Source organism: Zooshikella harenae (genome assembly GCF_018837975.1).
Classification (GTDB): domain Bacteria; phylum Pseudomonadota; class Gammaproteobacteria; order Pseudomonadales; family Zooshikellaceae; genus Zooshikella; species Zooshikella harenae.
The window spans coordinates 1-686 of record NZ_JAGSOY010000328.1 but is presented as its reverse complement, the minus strand read 5'-3'; the positions used below and the strand labels follow the sequence as shown (position 1 = coordinate 686).

Sequence of the window (686 nt, the reverse complement as noted above, 5' to 3'; positions counted from 1 at the left end):
AGGGGTATCAAAGACAAAATAGCGACGTCGTACTAAACGACCATGAGTGTCATCGAAGTAGTCACAGGTTAAATTATCAGGATTAGCGCCTTCTGCTTGCACGTAATCTTCTACTGCCGCATATAACGTGGGTTGATTTTTCTTTAACCCCAGTAAATAGTTGGCTCCTTTATCTAATATCGCTTGAACAATGGTTTCGTTACAGGCTATTGCATCAATTGAAATCGTCGCATCTTCCAAATCTAGAAGGGCAAGCAGCAGAGGAATCGCTGTCACTTCATTGGATTTGCTGTCAGTTTTGACCTCGCCCAAAATAATATTGTTTTCCGTACTCCACGCACTGACTATCTGCATAGCGCGTATATCTTTTGCAGCGCATTTACTACCGCGTAATGTTTTGCCGTCAATTGAAATATGAACCTCTGCCTTCTTGTTAGAATGATGGCTCGATAGAACTTTCTGAGTCAATGCTCCCCAGCACGCCGGTTTTATAATCATAAATATTCGGCGTATCGTACTGTAACTTGGCGTGCCATTAGATACATCGACATACTTTGATAGCCATTCCTTGTGCACTTCTGCCCACATAACAATATCTTCCCAGCTATTGGCACCACAAAAAATAGCGCAAATAGAGATAAACAAAATCGTCGGTAGCGGATGAATGGTTTTTTTGGGGTCTCTAG

At 42.1% G+C, this 686-nt stretch carries 1 protein-coding gene; it reads right to left on the bottom strand.

Translation table 11 applies throughout. The features are described from left to right. On the bottom strand, positions 1–645 hold a 645-nt coding region (locus tag KCG35_RS25955; RefSeq protein WP_230409368.1), incomplete at its 3' end, for an ISAs1 family transposase. Between the last annotated feature and the right edge of the window lie 41 nt (positions 646–686).